The 3,801-nt window shown below is 65.0% G+C and carries 4 protein-coding genes; all 4 read right to left on the bottom strand.

Features of this window, described 5'->3' with window-relative positions; translation table 11 throughout:
- A partial coding sequence (locus AC52Q4_RS11770) for a lysophospholipid acyltransferase family protein (protein WP_495536986.1) occupies positions 1-851 on the bottom strand: 851 nt, incomplete at its 3' end.
- Positions 852-920: 69 nt separating this feature from the next.
- Positions 921-1,175 carry a zinc-finger domain-containing protein gene (locus tag AC52Q4_RS11765; RefSeq protein ID WP_495536985.1) on the bottom strand — a complete coding sequence of 85 codons (255 nt, stop codon included), beginning with the start codon at positions 1,173-1,175 and terminating at the stop codon, positions 921-923.
- 42 nt (positions 1,176-1,217) lie between these two features.
- The gene (locus AC52Q4_RS11760; protein WP_495536984.1) at positions 1,218-2,141 is read right to left on the bottom strand and encodes a branched-chain amino acid transaminase; all 924 of its coding nucleotides are present in this window, start codon (positions 2,139-2,141) and stop codon (positions 1,218-1,220) included.
- A gap of 33 nt (positions 2,142-2,174) precedes the next feature.
- The coding region (gene glnE / locus AC52Q4_RS11755) for a bifunctional [glutamate--ammonia ligase]-adenylyl-L-tyrosine phosphorylase/[glutamate--ammonia-ligase] adenylyltransferase (protein WP_495536983.1) at positions 2,175-3,801 on the bottom strand (1,627 nt) is incomplete at its 5' end.

Genomic DNA, 3,801 nt, shown 5'->3' with positions numbered 1-3,801 from the left:
CGGCGGGAGAAGCGCCGATAGCTCCATTGGTATTGGCAGGGCTCGTGCTGGATCGCGGCTTCGATAGCGGCGTTCAGGGCCGTCGCCGCCAGCAGCGGATCGCGGGCGCGGACGCTCTCGTCGACCGCACGCCAGTGCAAGCGGTAACCGCGCCCGCACGCCAAACGCTCGGCCCAACCGAGCACCACCGGGGCGCGGCTGCGCGCCGCGAGCTTGCCGAACAATGTCATGGTCTTCGCCGGCACCCCGAAGAACGGGGCGAAAACGCCTTCTCCCGGCGGCTGCTGGTCGGGTAGGATGCCGATCGCCTCACCGGCGTGCAGTGCACGATATAACGCTCGTATGCCGGCAGGACGCGCCGGCCAGAAGCGGGCTCCGGTGCGAGCGCGGGCGCGGTTGATCAACTCCTCCAAATCGGCTTGCCGTGGCGGGCGGTACAGGGCGTGCAGGCTCGTGCGCCTGGCGACCCAGACCTGCAGCAGTTCCCAGGCCCCGAGGTGGGGCGCCACGATCAACACGCCGCGGCCGCTCGCGATTGCCGTGTCCAGCACTTCGGCGTTTTTGACCTCGCGAATCAGGCCAAGCAAGCGTTGCGGAGAGCGGTGCCAGAGCGCGCCCAACTCCAGCAGCGCCTTGGCCGACTCGCGCAGGCTACAGCGCACCAACGCCTGTTTCTCGGTAAGTGGCCAGTGCGGGAAGCACAGCTCGACATTGACACGGGCGGTGTGCCGGGCGTTGTTGGGGACCAGATTGGCGAGAGTTCCAGCCAGCGCGCCGCCGGCGTGCAGCAGGGGCAGCGGCGGATAGGCGAGCAGGCGCAGCAGTCTCTCGATCAGCTCGGCGCGGGACACGTGCCACTCCGCAGGATGGCGCTGCTGGAAGCGGCGCGCTGGCGACGCATTCGACGTCGTCTCAGGACGTCACTCCCGGCGATGGTGCTCTTTGAGTGCCGGGTCTTGCGGATCGAAGTCCTGGAGCCGATATTCTGCGCCGCAGTACGGGCACTTGCCTTCGCCCGTCTTCTGAACCGGGATGTAAACCTTGGGATGCGAGTTCCACAGGTACATCCCGGGCATGGGGCAGGCCAGCGGCAGGTCGCTCACCGTTACCTCGTAAAGATTGGCGGCATTGGGTTCAATCAGGTCGCGACGGTCGTGGGTTTGCGGATCGGGCACTTGCGAGCTCTCAATAGTATAAATTTTTCAGTAACAGGGGTTTCAGCGCACGGCCACCAGCCACTGCGGATGGGCCTCGCGACGGCCTTCCACTTGGTCGAAGAACAGCCTCTGTAGCTGCTCGGTGACGGGGCCGCGTTGACCGGAGCCAATCGGGCGGTTGTCCGCCTCGCGGATCGGGGTTACCTCGGCGGCAGTGCCGGTGAAGAAGGCCTCGTCAGCGGTATAGACCTCATCGCGCGTGATGCGTCTTTCCCGGACCTCGTAGCCTGCTTCCCGGGCGAGCGTGATCACGGCATCCCGGGTGACACCCGCCAAAGCCGAGGCGAGCTCCGGGGTGAAGATGACGCCGTCTTGAACGATGAAGAAATTCTCTCCGGAGCCTTCCGCGACGAAGCCGTCAACATCGAGCAGCAGGGCCTCGTCGTAACCGCAGGCGACGGCTTCCTGCAAGGCGAGCATCGAGTTGATGTAGTTGCCGTTGGCCTTCGCCCGACACATCGTGACGTTGACGTGGTGACGGGTGTAGGAGGACGTTCGGATCCGGATGCCGCGTTCCATGTTGTCCGCGCCCAGGTAGGACCCCCACTCCCAGGCCGCGACGATGGCGTGAGTGCGCAGGTTGTCTGCCCGCAGCCCCATCCCCTCGGCGCCGTAATAGCACATCGGTCGAATGTAAGCACTCTTCAGGCCATTTTCGCGCACGCAGTCGATGCACGCCTGATTGATTTGCTCTTGCGAGAACGGCATGGGCATGCCCAGGATCTTGGCCGAGCCGAACAGGCGTCGGGTGTGCTCGTGGAGGCGGAAGATGATCGGACCGCGAAGCGTATTGTACGCCCGTACGCCTTCGAACACGCCGAGGCCGTAGTGGAGGGTGTGAGTAAGTACATGGACCTTGGCCTCCCGCCAGGGCACGAACTCACCGTCCATCCAGATGACTCCGTCGCGATCGGCCATTGTCATCCTGCGCGCTCCTCGATTTGGTGGGGCTAGCCGTTAGCCGTTCTCATCATCATCGGCTCCCATGATCTCGAGCCATAACTCAGCGACCCGCGCACGCTGCTCTTGCAGCGACTCAGCGGTAACAAGCGCGGGTTGCTCCTGCAGGGTCAGGCGGTGCATGTGCGAACGGTAGGCGCGGTATGCATCTGCGAGCACCCGTGCCTGTTTCGCCGAAATCCAACCGCAGGAGCTCAGCTCATCCAGCAGTCGAATATTGTCTGTATATCGTAGCAGGGCCGGGTTTTCCACGGCACACGCAAGGGCTCCATATTGCACCATAAATTCGATATCGGCGACACCGCCGCGATCCTGCTTGAGGTCGAAGAACCCGGGCTGAACCGTGGCTTTTTCGCGTCGCATCCGCTCGCGCATCTGCCGCACCTCCCGTCGCAGGCTCTCGGCATCGCGCCGGCGGGTCAGCACGCGACGGCGCAGTGCTTCCACCTCCTCGGCCAAGTGCGGCGAGCCGGCCACCACCCGTGCCCGCACGAGCGCCTGATGCTCCCAGGTCCAGGCTTGATGGAGCTGGTAATTGGCGAAGGCTTCCAGGCTGGAGGTGAGCAGACCCGCTTTGCCGCTCGGGCGCAGCCGCGTGTCCACGGCGTAGAGAATGCCCCCGGGAGTCGGGGTCGTCAGAATGTGGATGATCCGTTGCACCAGGCGAGCGAAAAACACGGGATTATCCACCGCGCGCTCGCCGTCGGTCGTCTGTCGTTCGCCGCGCGCTTCGTGAATGAACACCAGATCCAGATCGGAGCCGTAGCCGAGTTCGAAGCTGCCGAGCTTGCCATAGGCGAGGATGACCAGACCCTGTCGCACCACCTGGCCGTTCACCCGTCCGGTCGGGTGGCCGTAGCGCTCGGTGACATGCTGCCAGGCCAGTGAAAGCACCGCCTCGAGGATTACCTCGGCAATGTCCGTGAGGTAGTCGCTGACCACCATCAACGGCACGGCGCCGGAGATATCGGCAGCGGCCACGCGCAGGCTGTTGGCTTGTTTGAAATGGCGTAGCACCTCCATGTGCTGTTCGAAATCCGCCTGCGGCACATCGGCGAGGCGCTGCGTGAGCTCGCGGGTAAGGGCGTTGCGGCCGAGCGGGGCATACAGCGTGCGCGGGTCGAGCAGCTCATCGAGGAGGATCGGATGACGGGTGAGCTGTCGCGCGATCCAGGGGCTGCCGGCGCAGAGCTGGACCAGCTGTGACAACGCCAGCGGATGCTCGTTGAGCAACGCGAGATAGGCGGTCCGGCGGGCGATGGGCTCGAGGAGTTGCAGTACGCGCGGCAGTGTTGCATCGGGGTTCGGCCCGGTGCCGACGGCACGCACCAGCATCGGCATGAGACGATCGAGACGGTTGCGCCCTCGCGCCGAAAGCGCACGGCAGCTATGACTTTGATGCAGCGCGCTCAACTGCTTGTGCGCCTCGGCCGGCTCCTGGAAGCCGGCCGTAGAGAGCCGTTCCGCCGCCGTCGTATCATCCACCGTCCCCTGCCATACGTCGGCCAGCTCGTCCGGCGCCGCATCGGCTCCGGCGCCGTCCTGCGGCGACATGAACACTTGATCGAAATGCTCGTGCACCTTTTGCCGCCAACTTTCAAGCTGCCGGCGCAGCTCGGCGTAG

The organism is Nitrococcus sp. (assembly GCF_059432795.1).
The sequence above is the reverse complement of the archived record's forward strand: the minus strand, read 5'-3'. Positions and strand labels throughout refer to the sequence as shown.

Bases quoted from the DNA above. Each gene is read 5' to 3' on its own strand.
- AC52Q4_RS11760 (WP_495536984.1), bottom strand. From the start codon at position 2,141: ATGACAATGGCCGATCGCGACGGAGTCATCTGGATGGACGGTGAGTTC.